Source organism: Vannielia litorea, from assembly GCF_018424695.1.
Taxonomy (GTDB): Bacteria; Pseudomonadota; Alphaproteobacteria; order Rhodobacterales; family Rhodobacteraceae; genus Vannielia; species Vannielia litorea_A.
In genome coordinates, this window is sequence record NZ_QTNQ01000158.1 from 1 (window position 1) to 3,806 (window position 3,806).

3 protein-coding genes are annotated in these 3,806 nt (G+C 63.7%); all 3 read left to right on the forward strand.

Features of this window, described 5'->3' with window-relative positions:
* The first annotated feature begins 311 nt into the window (after positions 1-311).
* The 3 genes from DYI42_RS23410 to DYI42_RS23420 all read left to right on the forward strand — a co-directional run bounded on the left by DYI42_RS23410 (position 312) and on the right by DYI42_RS23420 (position 3,565).
* Positions 312-1,313: a TRAP transporter substrate-binding protein gene (locus tag DYI42_RS23410; RefSeq protein WP_213549470.1), complete on the forward strand. Its 1,002-nt coding sequence runs from the start codon at positions 312-314 to the stop codon at positions 1,311-1,313.
* Positions 1,314-1,409: 96 nt separating this feature from the next.
* A complete protein-coding gene (locus DYI42_RS23415) occupies positions 1,410-2,120 on the forward strand; it encodes a TRAP transporter small permease (RefSeq protein ID WP_213549472.1) in 711 nt (236 codons plus the stop codon).
* Positions 2,120-3,565 carry a TRAP transporter large permease gene (locus tag DYI42_RS23420; protein ID WP_213549474.1) on the forward strand — a complete coding sequence of 482 codons (1,446 nt, stop codon included), beginning with the start codon at positions 2,120-2,122 and terminating at the stop codon, positions 3,563-3,565. The genes DYI42_RS23415 and DYI42_RS23420 overlap by 1 nt, the downstream gene beginning before the upstream one ends.
* The last annotated feature ends 241 nt before the right edge of the window (positions 3,566-3,806 follow it).

Consider the following 3,806-nt stretch of genomic DNA (forward strand, 5'->3'; position numbering starts at 1 on the left):
CGCCCACCCCGCCGCGCCATGCCCGGCCTGTGATGCCGGCTGGCGTGTTTTGCAGCACCGGGTTCACCAAGACAGAAGCGGGCTCCGGCTGTGCGGAAATCCGCACAGGTGTGGGTTGGCCGTGTGTGGGAAAGGGGACGCCGGAGCGGCGGCGCCCTTTGTGAAGATTCGTGAAAAGGAGTGATATCAAGGTCTTGTGAGGCATTTGCCGTTCGGGAAACGCGGGGCTTGCGGGGCGGCGGCGCATGTTATCTTTGTCTGGCAGGCGCTGGGAGGCGCTTGATTCAATAAAATGTCTGGGAGGACATCACATGAAATTCGCGACCCTTTCCGCCACCGCTGTGGCGCTCGTCATGTCTGCTGGCGCTGGTTTTGCCGCCTGTGACGACGGCGAGATTGTCGTCAAGTTCAGCCACGTGACCAACACCGACCGCCACCCCAAGGGCATCGCGGCCAACCTGTTCATGGAGCGGGTGAACGAGGAGATGAACGGCAAGGCCTGTGTCGAGGTTTACCCCAACTCCACGCTCTACAACGATGACCAGGTGCTGGAAGCGATGCTGCAGGGCGACGTGCAGATGGCGGCGCCCTCGCTGTCGAAGTTCGAGACCTTCACCAAGCAGTTCCGCATCTTCGACCTGCCCTTCATGTTCAAGAACATCGACGCCGTCGACGCGTTCCAGAGCTCGGACGCCGGCGAGGCGATGAAGGACAGCATGCAGCGCCGCGGCCTTCAGGGCCTGGAGTTCTGGCACAACGGCATGAAGCAGTTCTCGGCCAACAAGCCGCTGGTTTCGCCGGAAGATGCCGCTGGCCTGAAGTTCCGCGTGCAGCCCTCCGATGTGCTGGTTGCCCAGATGGAAGCGCTGAACGCCTCGCCGCAGCCGATGGCCTTCTCGGAGGTTTATGGCGCGCTGCAGCAGGGCGTTGTGGACGGTCAGGAGAACACCTGGTCGAACATCTACGGCCAGAAGTTCTTTGAAGTGCAGGATGGCACCACCGAAACCAACCACGGTGTGCTCGACTACCTCGTGGTGGCCTCGGTCGACTGGCTCGACAGCCTTGACCCGGAGGTGCGCGACCAGCTGCTGACCATCCTCGCCGAGGTGACCGCCGAGCGGAACGCCGCCGTGGGCCAGGTGGACATGGAAGCCCGTCAGGCGGTGCTGGACGCCGGCGGCGAAATCCGCGAGCTGAGCGCAGAGCAGCGCCAGGCCTGGGTGGATGCGATGAAGCCGGTCTGGGAGCAGTTCGAGGGTGACGTGGGCGCCGAGAACATTCAGGCGGCCCAGGACATCAACGGCTCCATCTAAGCCTTTCGACTTACGATAAAACTTGGCCTCGCGCATCAAGCGCGGGGCCGTGCTGCAGGAGGATGCAGCGCCATAGGGACAATGGGGGAGGCTCACATGTCGTCCTACACCGGGGAAGGCTCCAAGCTGGGCCGGATCGTCAATACCTTCGAAGAAACATTCATCGCGGTCCTGCTGGGGCTCATGACCCTTGTGACCTTTGCCAACGTCGTGCTGCGTTATGGCTTCAACGACTCGCTGATCTGGGGGCAGGAGGTTGTGCTGATCCTCTTCGCCTGGCTGGTGCTCTTCGGGATCGCCTATGCCTTCAAGATCACCGCCCACCTTGGCGTGGATGCGCTGACCGCCCTGCTGCCGAAGAAGGGCCAGCGGGTGCTGGCGCTGCTTTCGGCGGCGGCCTGCCTCATCTACGCCTTCCTTCTGATGAAGGGTGCGTGGGATTACTGGGCCCCCTTCGCCGGGCTGTCCCCGACCGAGGGCCGGTGGTTTCCCACCGGGATCGACTGGGGCGCGCGCAACAACAGCTTTTACGTGACCGACCAGGTGCCGATGCTGGAGTGGCTGCGCTGGCTGGAGCCGCTGACGCTGAACAAGGGCTTCGAGGAGAGCCAGTGGGAGCATTACGACAAGCTGCCCCGGTTCATCCCCTATGTGATGCTGCCCGTGGCGGTGGCACTGATGCTGTTCCGGATCGTGCAGGCGACCCTGCGCATCATCGCGGGCAAACAGGACAGCCTGATCGTGAGCCATGAGGCCGAAGACGAGGTGGCCGCCGTTGCCGCCACCCATGGCGAGGAGCAGAAATAATGGATGTCGTCCTTCTCTTCGTGATGATCATCGGCCTCTTGATGATCGGCGTGCCGATTGCGGTGTCGCTGGGCCTCAGCTCGATGATCTTCCTCCTCGTGCTCTCCGACACCTCGCTGGCGAGCGTGGCGCAGAGCCTCTATCAGGCGATGGCGGGGCATTACACGCTGCTGGCCATTCCCTTCTTCATCCTCGCCTCCAGCTTCATGAGCACGGGCGGTGTGGCCAAGCGGATCATCCGTTTCTCCATCGCCTGCGTCGGGCACCTGCGGGGCGGCCTTGCCATTGCCGGCGTCTTCGCCTGCATGCTCTTTGCCGCGCTCTCCGGCTCCTCGCCCGCAACGGTGGTCGCCATCGGGACGATCGTGATCGCGGCGATGAAGCAGGCGGGCTACACCAAAGAGTTTGCCGCGGGCGTCATCTGTAACGCGGGCACGCTGGGCATCCTGATCCCGCCGTCCATCGTGATGGTGGTCTATGCCTCGGCGACCGACGTGTCGGTGGGCCGGATGTTCCTTGCCGGGGTCATTCCGGGCCTGCTGGCGGGTGTGATGCTGATGGTCACGATCTACGTGATGGCCGTCATCAAGAACATGCCTGCGGGCGAGTGGAAGGGCTGGGGCGAGATTGCCCGCAGCTTCGGCGAGGCCTTCTGGGGGCTGATGCTGATCGTCATCATCATGGTGGGGATCTACGGCATTCCGGGGATCACCCCGGCGATCTTCACCCCGACGGAAGCGGCGGCTGTGGCCTCGGTCTATGCCTTTATCGTGGCGGTCTGGGTCTATCGTGACATGGGGCCGCTGGCCGAGCGCGAGGGGGTGGCCAAATCGAGCCTGCTGAAAAAGCCGCAGGCGCTGATCACGGCCTTCTTCCACCGCGACACAAGGCACACGCTGTTCGATGCGGGCAAGCTGACGGTGACGCTGATGTTCATCATCGCCAATGCGCTGATCCTCAAGCACGTGCTGACCGATGAGCAGATTCCGCAGCAGATCGCGGGGGCGATGCTGAGCGCGGGCTTCGGGCCGATCATGTTCCTGGTGATCGTCAACGTGATCCTGCTGATCGGCGGGCAGTTCATGGAGCCTTCGGGGCTGATCGTGATCGTGGCGCCGCTGGTGTTTCCGATTGCGCTGGAGCTAGGGATCGACCCGATCCACCTCGGCATCATCATGGTGGTGAACATGGAGATCGGGATGATCACGCCGCCGGTGGGCCTGAACCTCTTCGTCACCTCCGGCGTGGCCGGGATGCCGATGATGAAGGTGGTGAAGGCGGCCTCGCCCTTCCTGGCGGTGCTCTTCGTCTTCCTGCTGATGATCACCTACATCCCGCCGCTCTCCACGGCGCTGCCCAATGCGTCGAGCCTGGGGCCGCAGATCAGGTGTGATCCGATGCCGTCTGACACGCTGGAGCGAAAGTTCTGCGAAGCACGCCAGTAAGAGCTTCGACAGGGTTGAAAGGGGGCCGCCTGAGGGGGTGGCCCCTTTTTTGCTGCGCTCGGGCGTGGGGCGGATTGGACCGGAGTGGGCGCGGTTGTCACGGGGTCGTTCGGTCGCTTTGAGCCCGTTTTGCCGCCTGGACCCGCGCGGAATCAAGGCGAAGCCGCCGCGCAGCGCCGTCCCGCCCCCCGGGGCGGCGCTTGGCTGCCGTTGGCGCTGAGCTCCAAGGGAAGAAGGTGCT